Origin of the sequence: Staphylococcus sp. HMSC056G08, assembly GCF_001812305.1 — a bacterium.
In the GTDB taxonomy this organism is placed as follows: Bacteria; Bacillota; Bacilli; order Staphylococcales; family Staphylococcaceae; genus Staphylococcus; species Staphylococcus simulans.
Genome location: NZ_KV808424.1, coordinates 1 through 19,920, shown reverse-complemented (window position 1 = coordinate 19,920; position 19,920 = coordinate 1). Strand labels below are relative to the sequence as shown.

Genomic DNA, 19,920 nt, shown 5'->3' with positions numbered 1-19,920 from the left:
CAAACACGAGATCCTGTAAAGGGTCTCTTTTTTTATGCCATTTTTTAATTTTTGATAATGAAACGAGAAGAATTCTTTCATTTCTCATCGTTGAACTAGATTCAAATATGTTAAAATAAGAGTTAATTACCAAATTGAAGGTAGTGGAAAAATGAATTTGCCATTAAATCATCAGCTTAAATCTTTTCTAAAACAACAACCTATTTCTTTTCATGTACCTGGCCATAAAAACATGACAATCGGCACATTACATGAGATGGATTTACCCATGGATATTACTGAGATTACTGATTTTGATGACTTGCATCATCCTGAAGGCATATTAAAAGAAAGCATGCATACCTTAGATAAGCATCCAGATTATGATGCCTTTTATTTAGTAAATGGCACAACTTCAGGTCTTTTATCAGTGATTCAAGCAACCGCAAAACAAGAAGCACCGATTGTGATGAGTCGTAATGTACATAAATCAGTCTTTCATGGCTTAGATTTAGCTCAAAAAGATGCAGAAATTTTACCGATGACTATCAGTGATACAACCCATCAATATGTAGCGCCACGCATAGACCAAAAAGAAAGTACAAATAGTCTAGCGATTGTGACATATCCTAACTATTACGGTGAATTATTCGATATTGCTTCATTTATTAAAGAACAGCACGCGAAGGGTACACCTGTGTTAGTAGATGAAGCGCATGGTGCGCATTTTGGATTAAATGGTTTCCCTAACTCTGCACTTTCTTTTGGGGCAGATTACGTCGTACAGTCTTATCATAAAAGTTTACCTGCTTTGACTATGAGCTCTGTAATCTTTATACATAAAAATGCGCCTTATCGTGAACAAGTGATGGAGTATTTAACTTACTTTCAATCATCAAGTCCTTCGTATTTATTAATGGCAGGCTTAGAGCGTGCACATCAATTTTATAAAACATATGAAAGCACTTATTTTTTCACACAACGTCAACGTCTACTTGATGCATTAAGCGCTAAAGGATTAGAAGTTCATGAGATGGATGATCCACTTAAAATAACTTTGACATACGCAGGGTATACAGGCTATGACATCCAACAATGGTTAGAAGCACAACATCTTTATGTAGAACTCGCAGATGAAACACAAGTATTGTTAGTGTTGCCGATGTGGCATAAAGGTGATCGGTTCCCTTTTGAATCATTATTAGAACGAATTAAAGCATTAAAGTTACCGAAGACGACAAATGAGGTTTCAGTAACTATCCCCAAACTGCCTGAACACGTTGGATATTATCAGCCTGTGACGATAACCCAAATGAGACGTATCGATTTTAGTGAAGCTGCAGGTGAATTGTTAGCTCAACATATTGTACCTTATCCTCCAGGTATACCGGTGTTTTATAAAGGTGAACGCATTCATCAAGAAATGATCGATATTATGGAAGACTGGGTAGCACAAGGAATTAGAGTAGAAGGTATAAAGCATAGAACTATAAATATTAAGGATGAATAACATGTCAGCATTTATCACATTTGAAGGACCAGAAGGTTCCGGTAAAACAACGGTTTTAAACCAAGTTTCTGAACGTTTACAAGCACAATTTGAAGTCTTAACAACGAGAGAACCTGGCGGGGTACCCGCTGCAGAACAAATTCGAGAAATTTTATTAGAAGGCGAAGCTGTTGATGAGCGTACCGAAGCCTTATTATTTGCGGCATCACGCAGAGAACATTTAGTAGAAAAAGTCTTACCAGCGCTAAAAGCGGGAAGAGTAGTATTGTGTGACCGCTATATCGATAGTTCGCTTGCTTACCAAGGTTATGCGAGAGGTATTGGTGTAGAGGAAGTCAGAGCAATTAATGAATTTGCGATTAATGGTTTGTATCCGGATTTAACAGTGTATCTAGACATTACGGCTGAAACGGGAAGAGCACGGATTCAAAGTAATGCGCGAGACATGAATCGTTTGGATCATGAGAGTATCGCATTTCATCAACGGGTTATTGAAGGGTATCATCAATTAATCGAACAAGAACCAGAGCGTTTTGCGGTCATTGATGCAAATCAATCTATTGAGGCGGTTGTTGATGCTGCTTATCAAGCAATTGTCCAACATTTGTCTAGCCAAGCATAAGCTTTAGATGATTGCTTTGGAAGTTGTTGCAAGCGTGCGGGTTCACGTAGTATAATTTGTTAAACTTTAATTACAGCAGACCTAAAAGATGAAGGTAAAATATTAATAGAAAACATCAAGAAATCAGACATCATTTTAGTTATTTCTATTTAGTTTTAAACAGGCTCTACCATCACAATATGCTATAATATTACAAAGAGGTGTTAGTTATGAAAATGGTAATTGCAATTGTTCAAGACCAAGATAGTCAAGAGTTGTCTGACCAACTCGTCAAAAATAATTTCCGAGCTACTAAACTCGCGACAACAGGTGGATTCCTACGCGCAGGAAATACAACATTCCTATGCGGTGTTGATGATGACAAAGTAGATGATTTACTAAATGTTATCAATAAAACATGTGGAAACAGAGAACAACTTGTATCACCAATTACGCCAATGGGCGGCAGTGCAGACTCTTACATTCCATATCCAGTTGAAGTAGAAGTCGGCGGCGCGACAGTATTCGTAATGCCTGTTGATGCGTTCCACAGATTTTAATGATAAACATGACATGAATCTATGATTCGACATAAATAACAGTCTATAAATAGTGGGGGTCGGGACGAGCGTGTAATCGAGATTGTAAAGAGACAATCAATGATTAAACTCATGAGTTCCTGCCCTTTTTCATTATGGAAAGGTGACAAATTGAATGGATGAATTATCAAGATTGACGAATGCGTATCAATCTGGAAAGCTTTCGCATGCCTATTTATTTGAAGGCGATGATGCACAAACGATGCAGCAAACGGCTATGGCTTTTGCGAAGTTGATACTATGCAATGACAATGAAATATGCCAAGCGAAAGTTGACGGTTTCAATCATCCTGATTTCAGATATGTCACAACAGATGAGGCAAATCTGAAGAAAGAAAAGATTGAAGCGTTAGTTCATGTGATGAATCAATTACCCGTTGAAGGCAGTCACAAAGTCTATATTATTAATGGCTTTGAGAAACTTACTGTTCAAGGTGAGAATAGTATTTTAAAGTTCTTAGAAGAACCGCCAGAAAATACGATTGCGATATTGCTGTCGACGAAACCAGAACAAATTCTCAGTACAATCCATTCGCGTTGTCAGCATGTTTATTTTAAACCGATGTCACAAGCACAACTCGTGGAACGTCTGAAAGAACAAGAGATATCTAAACCGATTGCTGAAATGTTGAGTACTTATACCTCACAAATCGAAGAAGCTCGTGCGCTGAATGAAGAATATGATTTAGCAAATTTACGCAAAAACATTATCAATTGGTGCCAATTACTGCTGACGAATCGTGCAATGGCTTTAATTGCTTTGGTCGATTTAATGAAAGCAGCTAAAAATAAAAAGCTGCAGCAACTGACATTGTCAGTCGTGAATGCATTCTTCCAAGATATTATGCATGAAAAAGCAGACATTTCAGGATACTTGGTATTCTCTGAATTAGAAACAGATATTAAACAATATGCACAACGTTTAACATATGACCAATTAACGCATATGTATGATCATATAACGGAGGCACATAAGAAGTTAACACAAAATGTGAATCCAACACTCGTATTTGAACAAATCGTAATTAAGGGGGTGGGCTAAATGCTTCAAGTGATTGGCGTACAATTCCAAAAAGCTGGTAAGCTTGAGTATTATGCACCGGTTGAAGATGCTGAACTTTGTTGTGGTGACAGAGTTGTTGTAGAGTCTAAACGTGGTGTAGAAGTCGGTGATGTCAAAGATGCTGCACTAACGGTAGATGAGGAAGATGTTACATTACCGTTAAAACAAATCATTCGTGTTGCAACTGACAATGATTTAGAACAATGTGCATGTAACGAAGAAGATGCAGATGCTGCAATGGATTTCTGTAAAGCATCTGTAGAAGAATTAGGTTTAGAAATGCGTTTAGTCAATTGTGAGTATACATTAGATAAATCAAAAGTGATTTTCAACTTCACTGCAGATGATCGCATCGACTTTAGAAAGTTGGTAAAGATTTTAGCCGCAAAGTTAAGAACACGTATTGAATTACGTCAAATAGGCGTGCGCGATGAGGCTAAATTACTTGGTGGTATCGGACCTTGTGGCCGTTCGCTATGTTGTTCAACGTTCTTAGGTGACTTTGAACCTGTATCGATTAAAATGGCAAAAGATCAGAACTTATCATTAAATCCTACAAAAATTTCAGGCGCTTGCGGTCGTTTAATGTGCTGCTTAAAATATGAAAATGATCAATATGAAGCTGCTAGAGAACAATTACCTGATGTGGGAACAAAAATTGATACACCTGATGGTCAAGGTACAGTGGTAGGCTTGAATATGTTAGATATTTCAATGCAAGTCAAAGTTGAAGGTTTAGAACAACCTTTAGAATACTCAGTTGATGATTTAGAAGCAATCTATTAAGGGAGGCCACAGGCTTTTGGAACGCAGAGAAATAATGGAGAGACTATTGCGTCTTGAAACCAATGTTAAACAATTGTATCAAGACACGGCAGAATTAAAGACCATCACCATGCAGCTTATAGAAGAAAATGTTGCGTTGGAAGTTGAAAACAAACATTTGAAACAATTAATCGGCCGTTCACAAGAAACAGGAACTGAATCAACAGATGTTTCAGATAAGCCTGAGCAAAAGTCTAAAGAAAAAAAGAAACCTCGTTTAAGCAGTAAGGAGAACTTAGCGATTTTATATCAAGAAGGCTTCCATATCTGTAAAGGCGATTTATTCGGTAAACATCGTAATGGTGAAGATTGCTTATTTTGTTTACAAACATTAGAAGAACAATCCTAAAAGCGATTGTTTTAATATATCAAAAGAATGTCATATTCTATTTGAAAGCTTGAATGAGAACCTGAAGAGGTTCTCATTTATACATATTTAATCAAAAATTGGAGAAAATCATGTTGAAAGAAAATGAACGTTTAGATTGTCTATTAAAAGAACAGTTAGAAATAATTCAAAATGATGAAGTCTTTTCCTTTTCGACGGATGCTTTATTATTAGGCCATTTTACCCAGCTTAGAAAACGTGACAAAGTAATGGATTTATGTTCAGGTAACGGCGTCATTCCTTTATTACTTTCAGACAAAGGAAATCACATGATAGATGCGATTGAAATCCAACCACAATTGGTGGATATGGCTGAACGCAGTATTCGTCATAATCATTTAGAAGCGCGTATTCAAATGTATGAAATGGATTTAAGACATGTTCAACAACACTTTCAACCTTCAAGCTATAACGTTGTCACATGTAATCCGCCGTACTTTAAAACCATTCAAACGCATCAACATCAAAAAGAAGCACATAAAATTGCGCGTCATGAAGTAATGTGTACACTGGCTGATTGTGTGAATGCTGCGAAACATTTATTGAAACAAGGCGGTCGTTTTGTCATGGTACATCGTGCAGAACGTTTAATGGATGTATTATTTGAATTCAGACAGCACCGTATTGAACCAAAGAAACTGACAATGGTTTATAGTAAACCTGGTAAAGCAGCGCATGCGATTCTTGTAGAAGGACGTAAAGACGGCAAACCTGGTTTGGATATTGCGTCGCCATTTTATATGTATACAACAGATGGCCAATATACAAAAGAAATGAGTGCGATTTATTATGGCAATTGAACATTATATTTATATCGTACGATGTAAAGACGGCACATTATATACTGGGTATACCAATAACGTTCAAGCAAGAATCGAAAAACACAATGCGGGTAAAGGTGCCAAGTATACTAAAACTAGACGTCCCGTTGTATTACTTTATCAAGAAGGTTATGAAACAAAGTCAGAAGCGATGAAACGTGAGTATGAAATTAAAACATTCACGAGAACACAAAAATTACAGCTCATTGAAAGGGGCAAGCAATAACATGGGAACACTTTATTTAGTCGGAACACCCATCGGAAATTTAGCAGATATCACATTTCGTGCAGTAGACACTTTAAAATCTGTCGATATGATTGCCTGTGAAGATACACGTGTCACAAAGAAATTATGTCATCATTATGAGATTGAGACACCCTTAAAATCTTATCATGAACATAATAAAGAGACGCAGACTGAATCTTTAATTGAACTTTTATTAGAAGGGAAAAGTATCGCATTAGTCTCTGATGCCGGCTTACCGTTAATCAGTGATCCGGGTTATGAATTAGTGGTGCGTGCGCGTGAAGCAGGTATTGATGTTGTACCGATTCCTGGACCGAATGCAGGGTTGACTGCGTTGATGGGGAGCGGTTTACCTTCGTTTGTGTATACGTTTGTTGGATTCTTACCGAGAAAAGCCAAAGATAAAAAAGCAGTACTTGAACAACGCATGTTTGAAGACTCTACTGTAATTATTTATGAAAGCCCGTTTCGTGTGGCAGATACACTAAAAGCTATAGCGGAAATTGATGAAACACGACCAGTAGCACTTGGTCGAGAATTGACTAAGAAGTTTGAAGAGATTCAGACGGCACCAGTTCAAACATTGGTAGAAGCGGTCACAAATGGTGACATTCCGACTAAAGGTGAATTTGTTATCTTAATAGAGGGTGCAGCACCAAAAGAAGAGACAGAATGGTTCAGTGAGTTAGATATTCATGAACATGTTGAACATTATATCCGTCAAAATATGAAACCGAAAAAGGCGATTAAACAAGTCGCTGAAGACCGTCAGATGAAAACAGGAGAAGTTTACGATATTTACCATCAGATAAAATAAAAATGATGTAAAAGAAATATAACAAATAAGAAAATTAACACTGAGTGACACAAAAATGTGTTATTTTAAAGTAGTACAGTTAATTATTCATCTATATTATGGGAGCCCGTTATTATTTTTCTTTAGTGAAGGACACCACTAGAATAGGAGCAATTCAAAATGAAGAAAAATAATCAAACACACCATCACTATGCGATAAGAAAGTTTACAGTCGGAGCTGGATCAACACTTATCGTATCCTTTATATTTATGGGTCTAAGCACATCAGCACATGCGGAAGAATCCACACAAACACACCACGAAACACAGGTAGAAGCGGAACATACACAAGAAAATGAACAACTGTTACCATCAAAAGATATAACGACAGCACAACAGGTTGAAACACAACCAGATATTTCCACCAAGCGTTCTGAAACACAAACAAGTCATGTGAATACACCATCTTCAGAAAAAAATATACAGGAACAAAATACTACTAACCTTGAACAAGAAGCATCCTCATCTCAGATTCATGAAGGATCACAAACAAAACAAGAAAAACCTAATCATAGTGAACCACTAAAACCAAAACAGTACGAACAACCAGCGCCAGTAGATAATGATTCTGTGACAAACTATGAAGAACAAAAGGTTACAGAAGATGTCATCCAACAAGTAGAAGCACCTGAAAATAAAAAAGAAGAGATTAAAAATACAGAAATATTATCTAAAACGACCTCAACTTCTGAAGAAGAAACAGTACAGACGCATGTTTCGTCAGAAGTAGAACCGAAAACCGCTCCTGCGCCAGAAATCAAATCAACCCCTACATCTCAAGAGGATGATGAGAAAACTGAAGCGGCACCAAAAGAAGAAGCCAAAACAGAAGAAACACAAACAAAACCAACGCAACGTACGGCCCAACAAGCACCTGTTCCACATACAGAAAGTTTAAAAACTAATAAAGCACAACAAGCGATTAATCAATATCCAGTTATATTTGTACATGGATTTATGGGCTTTACAGGTGAAATAAAGCCAGACTTATATCCCAATTATTGGGGTGGAGATAAGTATCGTGTGATAGATGGACTGCGTGAAAAAGGGTACGAAGCTTATGAAGCGAGTGTAGGTGCTTTCAGCAGTAATTATGATCGCGCAATAGAGTTATATTATTATATTAAAGGCGGCACAGTAGATTATGGTGCAGCACATGCGGAGAAATATGGACATTCTCGATATGGCAGAACTTATGCAGGGGTCTTTCATGAATGGGCGCCTGGCAAAAAGGTGCATATGGTCGGCCACAGTATGGGTGGACAAACAATCCGGCTTTTAGAACATTTTTTACGCTTTGGTAATCAAGAAGAAATAGATTACCAACGTCAACATGGTGGAACAATCTCCTCTTTATTTGAAGGAGGGAAAGACCATATGATTGTCTCTATTACAACTTTAGGCACACCGCATAACGGTTCAGCCGCAGCGGATCGAATTGGTAATGAAAAAGCCTTTAAAGATATTGTTTATGCGTTAGGACGTATGGGCGGTGGTAAACTCGCAAATATCGATTTTGGTTTTGAAAAATGGGGATTCAAACAAAGGGAAAATGAATCTTATATTGAATACGCACAACGTGTTGCGCAAAGTAAACTTTGGGATACTGATGATAATGCGATGTATGATTTAACATCAGAAGGCTCAGAAAAATTAAATCAAATGACACCGATGAACCCTAACATTGTTTTTACAACTTATACAGGTTTGGCGAGTCATGAAGGTTTAACGGGAAATCATATCCCTGATATTGGACAATTCTTCCTTTTTGATTCAACGAGTCGTGTCATTGGAAGTGAGGAGAATCAAGCATTGCGTCCAAATGACGGTATCGTTTCTGTGGTATCTTCACTCTATCCAACAGGGCAAGCTTTCACTGAATTTACAGATGGCTTGAAAAAAGGCATCTGGCAAGTGACACCGGTTATGAAAGGTTGGGATCATTTAGATTTTGTCGGTCTAGATGCCTTAGACTTTAAACACACAGGCCAAGAATTACAAGGCTTTTATGCAGGTTTGATTAATCATATGATGCGTATAGAAGAATTAGATATCTAATCAATAACGCACCGTTATCCAAGTGATTTCGGTGCGTTATTAATGTTTATTTATTAAAATGAACATTATCAAAGCATTTATTTTGTTCTGAAAATTTATTGTTCACTATTATAAACCCCATAAGACATTTCGTTATTTCCATTCTTTGTGCCGTCATAAGTGGTGATTTCATTGCTTGTATAGGTTAATGTATATTTCACTTCGCTTTTATCAGGGCCAAGTTGATTTTTTTGAATGGCATCTGCAAGATCTAATAACTTATAGTCTTCCTTATCTTTATTATAACTTGAGTTAGTATCAAAAAATGTAGTGATAACGTGTGTTTTAGTTACACCACCAGTGGCATTGTATCTAGCTTGATGATACTTTTCGCTGAATTCTTTTTGATTCATTTGAATCAAAGGTTTGTAGTATTTATCGTATTGGGCCAAGTCAATAGGATAACCACTTATCCAGAAAAATTCATTTTCATAGCCAGAGTTTCGTGTTTTGTTTATAGCTTCTTTAGTAAACCCGTAATAACTGTATTTTTTTTTGATTATCTTTGAAGTATTGATAAAGTTCATCGTATTCTTTCTTGTTGGCTTTGTAGTCAAAGCCGCTGACTACTTTTCCAATTTGAGTAGAAAGTTCGTCGCTTTCTCCTTTAGCACGCATTGATCCTTTATGACCTAAAGAGTCTGATGTTAAAACAATACTAGAATTAAACACGATGTCATGATCATCACAATGGACAAATACTTCCACACCATCTCCGCTGCCGACCACATTAGTAGCTTTAACCTTCAAACCGAAATTATCTTGAAAGAATCTTTCTCCTAATTCTGCATATTCATTATAATGTTTCTTTGCTAATTCAATGACTTTCTTTTCAGCATGAGGTTGAAAACCTTGGCCTTTATATTCATTAACAGGCATAGTGTCAGGGACTTTGTTTGTGAAAGAATTATTCAAATTGTTGCATCCTCCTAGTAATAAAGTAGAAATGATAATGGTGCTGCATATCTTTTTCATAGGTCACCTCATTAATTCTTTTGGTTAAATATATTTTATTAATGTTGCTTATTATTAATGGATATAATTATAATTTCGTGCTTCTGAAGCAGAAATAGTACGTGTAGACACGATGTATGGTGCAATATAGTTCATTTCGGAAATAAACACACTACCATCCATATTGACGCGTTCTACATAAGCTACATGTCCCCAAACACCTATGGGTGTTTGGAAAACAGCACCTTTTTTAGGTTGATTATTAACTATAAAACCATCAGCTTGTGCTTGGCTTGCCCAGTTTTTAGCATCTCCCCAAAATGTGCTGATAGTATTACCATCTGCTGCACGTTTATAAGATACATTGCCTCGGTGTATATAAATTATTTGCTTGTTGGTTGGTATGAATGGTACTTGGTTCAGAATGTTGTGGATATGATAAAACATTTTGACCATAACTGTATGTAAATGATTCATCTCAAGTATTCACTTTAATGGCTGCATTCGAATGCTTACTTATAGCTTCTTCTAGAGTTTCAAAAGATACAACATTACTTAAAGTTAATGAATTGGAAATGATTAGTGATAAAAAAGATAATGTTAATTTTGTGTTTTTCATTATTTATAAAGTCCTTTTCAAAGATATTAAAATAAAGAGAGTGAGATAAAACAAAGTGTAAAAAAACTGTAAACGCTCTATACAAAACATGTAAAGTTTTATATGATAATTTTAAAAATACTAATTAACAAATAAAGTGTAAATAGTATTTTCTAAAACTTAAGATAGCAAATAGGGTTATGAAGTGCAATGGCTTAAATAAAATAAGTTAAGAAGAGATAAGAGCTAAATCATAATCTTGTAGTAACAATTAGATGTACTTTACCAGACTTAACCCATGACACGGTAAATTTTCAGCAAATAGGGGATGTCAGGTTTTCAATCATTTTGAAGAAATAAATTAACATCTATCTCCAAATTTTATTTATAGCAAATGATAGGTGTAGCAACTAGTGGATCCATTGAAGAAGGTGTTGGTTTGGTAGATAGAATGGTAATTTGATTTGTAGTAGAAGATAAAATATTAGATGGAAAATCACTCGATGATACCGCTAAAGCTAATAAATACATGAATAAATTTAGGAATTATGATACATGGAAACAAACTAAAAAAGAGTTGGTTATGTAGAAAATTCAATTGTTAAAAACTTACCATTTGTAAAATCTGGTTAAAGATTGGGTGTTGTGTTTTAGTTGTTAATATTGAAATTATTAAATAGAAAGAGGTTGTTAGATTGAATGATGCATATAAAAAATTAAGAAATCCACTTCCGCAAATCTTAGGTGTATTTTCTATTTTATTTAGTTTTCCAGGTTTTGTTCAGTATTTTTATAGTCTAACTATAGAAAGCACACCCATGTATTTAATAGTAAGTAGTATATTAATTATTGTAGTTTCTATGTCATGCTTTTTTGTATTGTTTTTACAATATCCTAAAAATCATGAAGATATGAAAAAAAGTGCTTTTAAGTTGATGATTTTAGATATTTTAGCTTTATATTGCGTGGTTATCTCTTTATACAACGCTTATTTCTTTATGGTTGCTGAAAATGGTGTTGATCTCACTTTTTTTGGAGTGTTGGTATAATTACAATGTTTGTGTGTTTAATTGCTTTCATTTGCGGAATTTATTTGCTTAGTAATACACCATTTTGGCTTAAAACCAAGAAAAAAGATGAACAGATTTCTGGTAAAGTGATAGCAATGATAATTTTATTCCTTTTTAGTTTAGTAGTTTTAATTCAAAAAGTGATTGAATATTTTACAATTCCGAATATCAATCAATCAAAGTTTATGATTTTAGCGATAGGAGGGATGATGCCGTTCGTATATTTCGTTATCTTTATGCTTTACATACATTACACCCAAGTATTATCGAATTATGAATTGGAAGATGCAGATGAATTTTTCAAATAACAAATATCTAAATAAATTTTATCAATATCAATTTTATGTAAAATAAGCTTAGATTTCCAAAGGAATGACTTAAAATTGAATGCTGCTTATGAAAAGTTAAGAAGCCCTATGCCACAAATATTAGGAAGTTTAACATTAATCCCATTAGCGATGTCGAGCGCTCAATATTTTTATGGATTGACTATATCTGAGACACCTTGGTATCTCGTAATAATATGGCTATTCATGCTTTTAGTTAGTATATCCACTTTTTTGATTTATGTAATTCGAAGACCCAAGAATCATAAAAGCATGAAAAGAAAAGCTCTGGTTTTATTTATAATCAATGTTTTAGCTATGTATAGCGCTATTTTGCCGTGTATAATACTTACTATTTTTTGGTTGTAAGAAAAGGGATAGTTTTATTTGAAATTTGGATTGTAGGATCTATAACAATGGTTTTATGTATATTGTCATTTATGTTTGGAGTAATACTTTTACATAAGACGCCTAGTTGGTTAAAAGGAAAAAACCATAAAGACAAAGTTGAAAGCAAGATACTAGTTATAGCAATACTTTTTGGCATCAGTTTAATTGTAGTAGTAGAAAAGATTATAGAATATATACTCGTACCAAATATCAATGATTCGAAATATATGTTTTTAGTAACGATAGGCTTAATATTGATTAGCTATTATAATGTTTTTTATTGTATATACATTATACTCAGGTATTATCGAATTTTGAGTTGGAAGATGCGGATGAATTTCTCGAATAATAAATTCTAAAATTAAGTTCTGCTAACAAAAAAGAAGTAAAAGCATTATGGAACTAGAAGCACTAATCATGCCTAATTTGGCAAAGGTAGAATTTTCAGTTGAACCTGAACATTGGCAAGGTGAGATGTTGGAAGTAAAGGTTATGGAAATGTAGGAGAAAACATATGATATATTTATTATTAATTTTAATGGCAGGTTTGTATTACGTGGTGTATATTACTTCGGTAATGTATGCGGAAGGTATTAAATTACTGCAATGGGTTGCCTATGGTATATCTGCGTTAATCTTTTTGATTACATTCTTCTTTGTAGATTCTAGTTTTAGTTCATTACAGAATTACATACTTGTGCTCATTATAAGTGTAGTGGTATACGGATGGTTGGCGATTAAATCGTTTTGGACACGTCCTTATAAAGTGAAGCTAAGAAGTTTGGATCCTCTCTCAGAACATTCAGTAACTAAGGAACAGTATGAAGACATTGAAAGTATTCAAATTAATCTTGCTTCATCTAAGTATAAAGGTATTATTTCAGCAATTATCTCTATTGTTTGTATGATTGCGATTAAATTAAAGTTAACACCTGTTTTAAAAGATGATTTAGCAGGCGGTATTTTCACAATAGGTCTTATCCTGTTTTTTAATGGTTATTATTTATTTGGTTATTGATATTGTATTAGCAGTTAGAAGAAGAAAATTTTCGTTTATCACACTCAGACCGTTAGGAACGTTGATTTTGTTAATCTTCTATTCAATCATTATTTAACAATTTAAACCGAAGGAGTAAACTATGAAGAAAATTTGTTTGATGAGTTTATGCCTATTGATGGTTATCGTAATGGGTTGCGCGAAGGGGGATCCTCTTCCTGGTTCTGTAAAAAATGATTTGCATAAGGCTGATAGAAAGTTAGAAGCTGTAAAAATATTTGAGATTGATCATAAACAGGTTGTTTATGATAAGTAAGATAAAATATTGACTGTGCCGCTTCACTTCACCGAAGACGTAGACCTCCCGACTAAACTCATCGGCAGCATGTCATCCATGCCTTTCTCTGGAAATGATGACGTCGACCAAGTAGTAGTGAAGTATGAATTCAAAGATCAAAAACATGAGTTGCATTACAAAAAAGACGCACAAGGTTCACTGAAAAGAGTGAAATAACTGCTCATAGGAACGGACACACGTGTGTATTCCTAAATGAGTAGATAAGTGTGTCCTGTTCCTAAAAAGCAGGAGAATAAATATATAAGGAGCGCAACAACATGGCAGAAAAAGTGAAAGAAGCAGGAAAAACATTAAAAGTTTGGGCTTGGGTTTTCATTGTCCTCTCATTAATTATGCCAATCTTTGGAGTTGGAAGTATTATTTGTAGTGCGAAATACAAAAAATACCAACAAGAACAAGGCGGAAAATTATTAAATATCGCAATCATCGTTACAGTGGTCAGTGTGACGTTTGCGATTATAAGATTATTTACTTAATTCCTCAGCAACAGAACGCTTTCTCGGGTTCTGTTGCTTTTATCAATACAAGGGGTTGATTAAGGAATAATAAATCAAATGAATACGTTCAGTGCAGATAATAGGTGATATAGTCAGCTTATTTCCCATTAATAATCACTAACCAAGAAAAAACTACATCAAATCGTTTTGGCTCATAAATAGACGTTTGTGAGTTTCTTTTTATTTTTATGTCAATTTTACATAATCAACATCGTCTCTATATGCACCGTTCATTAGAATTGTTACAATATATACATATGGAATCAAATCAGTCGAACTTATATGAAGAGTACAAGGACTTATTTTGCGTTAGAAGTCATGTTGAGTGTGTTTATGAGACTGTCATGACGGGGACTCTGCATTGAAATCAATACTGAATTTAGATATATTAATTATGTAAGATACAAGGAGGAGCATGGAATGGCGAAAGATACATTTTATATAACAACACCTATTTATTACCCGAGTGGTAAATTACACATTGGGCATGCCTATTCAACTGTAGCAGGCGACGTCATTGCGCGCTACAAACGCATGCAAGGCTATGATGTACGTTATTTGACAGGTACAGACGAACATGGCCAAAAAATTCAAGAAAAGGCACATAAAGCTGGCCTTACAGAATTAGAATACCTAGATGACATGATTAAAGGTATTAAAGCGTTATGGGAAAAATTAGAGATTTCAAATGATGACTTTATCAGAACAACTGAAAAACGTCACAAAGAAGTTGTAGAGAAAGTCTTTGAACGTCTATTAGCACAAGGTGATATTTACCTTGGTGAATATGAAGGCTGGTATTCTGTACCGGATGAAACTTACTATACAGAATCTCAACTTGATGATCCAGAATACGATAATGATGGCAATATTATCGGCGGTAAAAGCCCGGATTCTGGACATGAAGTAGAATTAGTTAAAGAAGAAAGTTACTTCTTCAATATTTCTAAATATGCGGATCGCTTATTAGAATTCTATGATGCGAACCCTGAATTCATTCAACCTCCTTCTCGTAAGAACGAAATGATTAACAACTTTATTAAACCAGGATTAACAGACTTGGCTGTCTCACGTACGACATTTGATTGGGGCGTACAAGTACCGTCTAATCCTAAACACGTTGTTTACGTATGGATTGATGCGTTGGTGAACTATATTTCAGCTCTTGGTTATTTATCAGATGATGATAGCCTATTCCAAAAATATTGGCCGGCTGATTTACACTTAATGGCGAAAGAAATTGTGCGCTTCCACTCTATCGTGTGGCCGATTTTATTAATGGCGCTAGACTTACCGCTTCCAAAACGCGTCTTCGCACACGGTTGGATTTTAATGAGAGACGGTAAAATGAGTAAATCTAAAGGTAACGTCGTAGATCCGAACGTATTAATCGATCGTTATGGCTTAGATGCGACACGTTACTACTTAATGCGAGAATTACCATTTGGTTCTGACGGTGTCTTCACACCAGAAGCGTTCGTTGACCGTACAAACTTTGATTTAGCCAATGACTTAGGTAACTTAGTCAACCGTACGATTGCGATGATCAACAAATACTTCGGCGGCGAGTTGCCTGCGTATGAAGGACCAAAACATGACTTAGATGCTGAGATGGAACAATTCGCATTAGATACAGTCAAAGAATACCATCAAAATATGGAAAACTTACAGTTCTCTGTTGCACTTTCAACAGTATGGAAGTTCATCAGCCGTACGAATAAATATATTGATGAAACAACACCATGGATTTTAGCTAAAGATGACAGCCGAAGAGAAATGCTTGGCAACGTGATGGCACACTTAGTGGAAAATATCCGCTTCGCAGCTGTCTTATTACGTCCATTCTTAACACACGCACCACGTGAAATCTTTGCGCAATTACACATCAATAGTCCTGAACTATATGAACTAGACAGCTTAAATTCATATGGTGCATTAACTGAACCGATTACAGTAACTGAAAAACCTAAACCGATTTTCCCTCGTTTAGATACAGAAGCAGAAGTCGCATTTATTAAAGACTCAATGCAAGGTTCAGCACCACAAGCTGAAGAAGCAAAAGAAGAAACAAAAGAGGAAGCACAAGAAGACGCGAAACCTCAAATCACAATTAAAGATTTCGATAAAGTTGAAATCAAAGCTGCAACAGTAATGGATGCAGAAAATGTGAAGAAATCAGATAAACTCTTAAAAATTCAAGTAGATTTAGGCGAAGAACAACGCCAAATCGTTTCAGGTATCGCAAAATTCTATGAACCTGATGATATTATCGGTAAAAAAGTCGCAGTTGTGACGAACTTGAAACCAGCAAAATTAATGGGCCGTAAATCAGAAGGTATGATTCTATCAGCAGAAAAAGACGGTGTCTTAACACTGGTCAGCTTGCCGAATGCGATTCCTAACGGTGCAGTGATTAAATAATTGAACAATCAAGACAAGCGGCTTGCAGCGAATGCTGTTTGAGCCGCTTCTTTGACGCTAAATCATACTTTGAAATGTTTCATAGAAAGAATGGGTATAATCATAGTGTATGAACACTGAGAAAAGCAGTAATGAAAGGAGTACACATCATGTTAATTGATACACATGTACATTTAAACGCAGAACAATATGATGAAGATTTACAAGAAGTCATCGACCGTGCAAGAAACGCAGGTGTCGATCGCATGTTTGTCGTTGGATTTGATACACCAACGATTGAACGTGCGATGGAACTTGTGGAACAATATGATTTCTTATATGCGATTATTGGTTGGCATCCAGTGGATGCGATTGATTACACAGAAGAACGTGAACAATGGATTGAAAAATTAGCCGAGCACCCTAAAGTGATCGGCATCGGTGAAATGGGCTTAGACTATCACTGGGATAAATCACCAAAAGATGTTCAAAAAGAAGTGTTCCGTAAACAAATCGCACTCGCAAAACGTGTGAACTTGCCGATTGTCATTCATAATCGTGAAGCGACACAAGATTGTGTGGATATTCTAATGGAGGAACACGCAGAAGAAGTCGGCGGTATTATGCATAGTTTCAGCGGTTCACCTGAAATCGCAGATGTCGTGATTAATAAACTTGGCTTCTATATTTCATTAGGCGGACCTGTCACATTCAAAAATGCGAAACAGCCTAAAGAAGTCGCAAAACATGTGCCATTAGATCGTCTATTAGTAGAAACAGATGCACCTTATTTATCACCGCACCCTTATAGAGGTAAACGTAACGAACCGATGCGCGTGACATTAGTTGCGGAACAAATCGCAGAATTACGCGATATCAGTTACGAAGAAGTCGCAAAACAAACGACTGAAAATGCGGAAAGATTATTTAACTTAAATCAATAATATAAAGAGAAAGCGCCGTTCTACATCAGAAGGGCGCTTTCGTCATGTTTAATCATACATTTATAAGATTGAATTTATACATGTTAAAGAAAGATAAGTCCTGTTCATATTATAACCTTTTCAAGCAAGTTGGATAGATGGTGGCTAATCCATTCAAAGGGCTGATGTCTATGATGCACAACTCCAGAGAGGATACACGATGAGTGATTATGAATGCTTATGGTCTTCTTGACGATGATAGGTTTAATCCTTGTGAGTAGTCAACAAAGGAAATAAAGGCATAAAAAATAACCATCCAACTTTGGTTGAATAGCTATAACATTCGCCATCTCTTTTTAACGGGCCCAGAGTGATAACATGTTAGCGCATGTTGTTTTCCATCTTAATGTAAATAATAAAGATTTCGGCTTTGGACGTCAAAATATATAATTAAACAAGATACGATATAACGTGACGATGTTTTATTTTTCATGCTGACAGATATGGTATAGTATTAAAGTTAACACTGTGAAAGGTGACGAAAGCGATGAAAATAAATGAGTTTATTGTGGTAGAAGGCCGCGATGATACAGAGCGTGTTAAACGTGCAGTAGAGTGCGATACGATAGAAACAAATGGCAGTGCTATTAATGCAGAAACGTTAGATGTGATTCGATATGCGCAAGAAACAAGAGGTGTAATTGTTTTAACAGACCCAGATTTCCCGGGTGATAAAATTCGAAATACGATTCGTGATCATGTACCAGGTGTGAAACATGCGTATATTGACCGTGAACAAGCGAAAAATAAACGTGGTAAAATCGGGGTGGAACATGCCTCGTTTGAAGCCATCAGAGAAGCGTTAATGCATGTATCTTCACCGTTTGAAGAAGGCATGGAATCTATCAGCAAAGCTGTTTTGATTGATTTAGGTTTAATTGTCGGGCCTGATGCGCGTCATAAACGAGAAGTATTAGGGCGTAAATTACATATTGGTCATTCCAACGGCAAACAACTTTTAAAGAAATTAAATGCGTTTGGTTATACAGAAGCAGATGTCAGAGCTGCTTTGAATGAAGATAAAGGAAGTGAAACGTAAGTGATGAAAAAAGATATAGCAACACCGACACGTACGCGTGCCTTGTTAGATAAATATCAATTCGATTTTAAGAAGAGTTTAGGTCAAAACTTCTTAATTGATGTGAATATTATTCATAAAATTATCGAAGCGAGCAACATTGACGAAACAACGGGTGTTATTGAAGTCGGTCCTGGTATGGGGTCTTTAACAGAACAATTAGCGAAACATGCGAAAAAAGTTGTAGCGTTTGAAATTGACCAACGCTTGATTCCTGTTTTAGATGATACTTTGTCAGATTATGACAATGTGACTGTGATTAATGAAGACATTTTAAAAGCAAATGTGGTAGATGCAGTGCAAACACATTTTTCAGACTGCGATAAGATTATGGTCGTTGCGAACTTACCGTATTATATAACGACACCTATTTTATTGAACTTGATGTCTCAGTCTTTACCGATTGATGGCTATGTGGTGATGATGCAGAAAGAAGTTGGAGAACGTTTAAATGCGGCTGTCGGCACAAAAGCTTATGGTTCATTATCGATTGTGGCGCAGTATTATACTGAAACATCTAAAGTACTGACTGTGCCTAAAACAGTCTTTATGCCACCTCCGAATGTAGATTCGATTGTGGTTAAACTGATGAAACGTACTGAACCGATTGTCTCTGTAGACGATGAAGATCGCTTCTTTAAAATGACAAAAGCAGCATTCAGCCAACGTCGAAAAACCATCGCAAATAATTATCAAAGCTTATTTTTCGATGGTAAAAAACTGAAAGACAAGATTAAAACTTGGCTAGATGAGAGTGGAATTGATCCAAGACGTCGTGGAGAAACATTATCTATTAAAGAATTTGCGAATTTGTACACTAACTTGAAAAATTTCCCGGAATTAGAGTTTTAAAATATTGACATGCTGCCCGTCGATTGTTAAAATTTAAATTTTATTTGACTGAATCGCTATAAATGTGTTATAATACAATTTGTAGCGAGGTGGAGCAATATGCCAAAATCAATTTGGGAAATCAAAAATGCACTTGAGTGTCATTTAGGAAACCGTATTGTACTTAAAGCAAATGGTGGTCGTAAAAAAACAATCGAACGTTGCGGCGTGTTATCAGAAACATATCCAGCGGTATTCGTTGTTGAATTAGACCAAGATAAACACAACTTTGAACGTGTATCTTATACATACACTGATGTGTTGACAGAAAACGTCCAAGTTTCGTTTGTGGATGAAAATCACCAGGATGCAGTTGCACACTAGAATATCATAACATTGAAGCTATATGCTTCGTATAAAAAAGGGCTCTCTGTCAAATAGGACTGGTGAGC

At 35.6% G+C, this 19,920-nt stretch carries 22 protein-coding genes and 1 pseudogene; 20 read left to right on the top strand and 3 right to left on the bottom strand.

All coding sequences use genetic code 11. The annotated features are described in order from the left end of the window. Positions 1-151 precede the first annotated feature (151 nt). From HMPREF2846_RS01000 to lip, 10 genes are all read left to right on the top strand, one after another. Entirely contained in the window at positions 152-1,489 is a 1,338-nt protein-coding gene (locus HMPREF2846_RS01000) for an aminotransferase class V-fold PLP-dependent enzyme (RefSeq protein ID WP_070625277.1), read from the top strand. Between the two features lies 1 nt (position 1,490). Further along, positions 1,491-2,111: a dTMP kinase gene (tmk, locus tag HMPREF2846_RS00995; RefSeq protein WP_061054930.1), complete on the top strand. Its 621-nt coding sequence runs from the start codon at positions 1,491-1,493 to the stop codon at positions 2,109-2,111. Positions 2,112-2,320: 209 nt separating this feature from the next. Next, complete coding sequence (locus tag HMPREF2846_RS00990; RefSeq protein ID WP_002481885.1) at positions 2,321-2,650, top strand: cyclic-di-AMP receptor; 330 nt, start codon at positions 2,321-2,323, stop codon at positions 2,648-2,650. A gap of 154 nt (positions 2,651-2,804) precedes the next feature. Continuing rightward, positions 2,805-3,731: a DNA polymerase III subunit delta' C-terminal domain-containing protein gene (locus HMPREF2846_RS00985; RefSeq protein ID WP_023016293.1), complete on the top strand. Its 927-nt coding sequence runs from the start codon at positions 2,805-2,807 to the stop codon at positions 3,729-3,731. Continuing rightward, on the top strand, positions 3,732-4,538 hold the full coding sequence (locus HMPREF2846_RS00980; RefSeq protein WP_002481887.1) for a PSP1 domain-containing protein: 807 nt from the start codon (positions 3,732-3,734) through the stop codon (positions 4,536-4,538). A 16-nt stretch (positions 4,539-4,554) separates the two neighbouring features. Then, entirely contained in the window at positions 4,555-4,926 is a 372-nt protein-coding gene (gene yabA / locus HMPREF2846_RS00975; protein WP_002481888.1) for a DNA replication initiation control protein YabA, read from the top strand. Positions 4,927-5,036: 110 nt separating this feature from the next. Continuing rightward, positions 5,037-5,765, top strand: a complete 729-nt coding sequence (locus HMPREF2846_RS00970) for a tRNA1(Val) (adenine(37)-N6)-methyltransferase (protein ID WP_002481889.1) — start codon at positions 5,037-5,039, stop codon at positions 5,763-5,765. Next, positions 5,755-6,012, top strand: coding sequence for a GIY-YIG nuclease family protein (locus HMPREF2846_RS00965; protein WP_023016290.1), 258 nt, complete (start codon positions 5,755-5,757; stop codon positions 6,010-6,012). Before HMPREF2846_RS00970 ends, HMPREF2846_RS00965 begins: the two co-directional genes overlap by 11 nt. Before the next feature lies 1 nt (position 6,013). Continuing rightward, positions 6,014-6,850 (top strand): 16S rRNA (cytidine(1402)-2'-O)-methyltransferase, encoded by an 837-nt coding sequence (gene rsmI / locus HMPREF2846_RS00960; RefSeq protein WP_070625275.1) that lies wholly within the window; start codon positions 6,014-6,016, stop codon positions 6,848-6,850. Positions 6,851-7,009: 159 nt separating this feature from the next. Beyond that, the gene (gene lip, locus HMPREF2846_RS00955) at positions 7,010-8,947 is read left to right on the top strand and encodes a YSIRK-targeted triacylglycerol lipase (protein ID WP_070625274.1); all 1,938 of its coding nucleotides are present in this window, start codon (positions 7,010-7,012) and stop codon (positions 8,945-8,947) included. Positions 8,948-9,042: 95 nt separating this feature from the next. Here lip and HMPREF2846_RS14630 read toward each other — a convergent pair whose 3' ends face one another. The 3 genes and pseudogenes from HMPREF2846_RS14630 to HMPREF2846_RS00945 form a co-directional block, all read right to left on the bottom strand. Next, a complete protein-coding gene (locus HMPREF2846_RS14630; RefSeq protein WP_256273950.1) occupies positions 9,043-9,513 on the bottom strand; it encodes a DUF1672 family protein in 471 nt (156 codons plus the stop codon). Beyond that, positions 9,452-9,901: a DUF1672 family protein gene (locus HMPREF2846_RS14625; protein WP_233666685.1), complete on the bottom strand. Its 450-nt coding sequence runs from the start codon at positions 9,899-9,901 to the stop codon at positions 9,452-9,454. The genes HMPREF2846_RS14630 and HMPREF2846_RS14625 overlap by 62 nt, the downstream gene beginning before the upstream one ends. Before the next feature lie 114 nt (positions 9,902-10,015). Next, a pseudogene (locus tag HMPREF2846_RS00945) lies at positions 10,016-10,328 on the bottom strand (CHAP domain-containing protein); the annotation flags it as partial. Between the two features lie 905 nt (positions 10,329-11,233). On the opposite strand from HMPREF2846_RS00945, the gene HMPREF2846_RS00940 reads away from it, so the two are divergent. From HMPREF2846_RS00940 to veg, 10 genes are all read left to right on the top strand, one after another. Continuing rightward, positions 11,234-11,587, top strand: a complete 354-nt coding sequence (locus tag HMPREF2846_RS00940; RefSeq protein WP_070625270.1) for a DUF5079 family protein — start codon at positions 11,234-11,236, stop codon at positions 11,585-11,587. A gap of 685 nt (positions 11,588-12,272) precedes the next feature. Further along, the gene (locus HMPREF2846_RS14880; protein ID WP_082623815.1) at positions 12,273-12,683 is read left to right on the top strand and encodes a DUF5079 family protein; all 411 of its coding nucleotides are present in this window, start codon (positions 12,273-12,275) and stop codon (positions 12,681-12,683) included. 155 nt (positions 12,684-12,838) lie between these two features. Continuing rightward, positions 12,839-13,342: a DUF5080 family protein gene (locus tag HMPREF2846_RS00920; protein ID WP_070625265.1), complete on the top strand. Its 504-nt coding sequence runs from the start codon at positions 12,839-12,841 to the stop codon at positions 13,340-13,342. Between the two features lie 121 nt (positions 13,343-13,463). Further along, complete coding sequence (locus tag HMPREF2846_RS14620; RefSeq protein WP_234016495.1) at positions 13,464-13,637, top strand: hypothetical protein; 174 nt, start codon at positions 13,464-13,466, stop codon at positions 13,635-13,637. A 299-nt stretch (positions 13,638-13,936) separates the two neighbouring features. Next, on the top strand, positions 13,937-14,155 hold the full coding sequence (locus tag HMPREF2846_RS00910; protein WP_002481904.1) for a hypothetical protein: 219 nt from the start codon (positions 13,937-13,939) through the stop codon (positions 14,153-14,155). Between the two features lie 408 nt (positions 14,156-14,563). Next, on the top strand, positions 14,564-16,597 hold the full coding sequence (gene metG, locus HMPREF2846_RS00905) for a methionine--tRNA ligase (protein WP_256273952.1): 2,034 nt from the start codon (positions 14,564-14,566) through the stop codon (positions 16,595-16,597). Between the two features lie 149 nt (positions 16,598-16,746). Then, positions 16,747-17,520 carry a TatD family hydrolase gene (locus HMPREF2846_RS00900; protein WP_070625260.1) on the top strand — a complete coding sequence of 258 codons (774 nt, stop codon included), beginning with the start codon at positions 16,747-16,749 and terminating at the stop codon, positions 17,518-17,520. A 526-nt stretch (positions 17,521-18,046) separates the two neighbouring features. Further along, a complete protein-coding gene (gene rnmV, locus HMPREF2846_RS00895; RefSeq protein ID WP_057510605.1) occupies positions 18,047-18,598 on the top strand; it encodes a ribonuclease M5 in 552 nt (183 codons plus the stop codon). Positions 18,599-18,601: 3 nt separating this feature from the next. Further along, entirely contained in the window at positions 18,602-19,489 is an 888-nt protein-coding gene (gene rsmA, locus HMPREF2846_RS00890) for a 16S rRNA (adenine(1518)-N(6)/adenine(1519)-N(6))-dimethyltransferase RsmA (RefSeq protein WP_031262872.1), read from the top strand. A 99-nt stretch (positions 19,490-19,588) separates the two neighbouring features. Then, entirely contained in the window at positions 19,589-19,852 is a 264-nt protein-coding gene (veg, locus tag HMPREF2846_RS00885) for a biofilm formation stimulator Veg (protein WP_002481909.1), read from the top strand. The last annotated feature ends 68 nt before the right edge of the window (positions 19,853-19,920 follow it).